The organism is Rhodomicrobium lacus, from assembly GCF_003992725.1.
GTDB lineage: Bacteria > Pseudomonadota > Alphaproteobacteria > Rhizobiales > Rhodomicrobiaceae > Rhodomicrobium > Rhodomicrobium lacus.
Window position 1 is genome coordinate 1 of the sequence record NZ_RZNF01000021.1, and the last position, 479, is coordinate 479.

Below are 479 nucleotides of genomic sequence, written 5' to 3' on the forward strand. Positions count from 1 at the left end.
GTGGCACCCGTAGCACCCGTAGCACCCGTGGCACCCGTAGCACCCGTAGCACCCGTGGCACCGGTAGCACCGGTAGCACCCGTGGCACCCGTGGCACCCGTAGCACCCGTAGCACCGGTAGCACCTGTGGCACCCGTAGCACCCGTAGCACCCGTGGCACCCGTGGCACCCGTAGCACCCGTAGCACCCGTGGCACCTGTGGCACCCGTAGCACCCGTAGCACCCGTAGCACCCGTAGCACCCGTGGCACCTGTGGCACCCGTGGCACCCGTAGCACCCGTGGCACCGGTAGCACCCGTAGCACCCGTGGCACCCGTGGCACCGGTCTCACCGGGATCGCCCGTGGCACCCGTGGCTCCAGTTGCACCCGTGGCACCCGTCGCTCCGGTCGCACCGGTATCGCCCGTGGCACCCGTCGCTCCAGTTGCACCGGTATCACCCGTGGCACCCGTCGCTCCGGTTGCTCCGGTGTCGCCCGT

At 71.0% G+C, this 479-nt stretch carries 1 protein-coding gene; it reads right to left on the reverse strand.

Translation table 11 applies throughout. The features are described 5' to 3' along the window. Window positions 1-479: hypothetical protein (locus EK416_RS17470; protein WP_181952159.1), on the reverse strand; the 479-nt coding region annotated here is incomplete at both ends.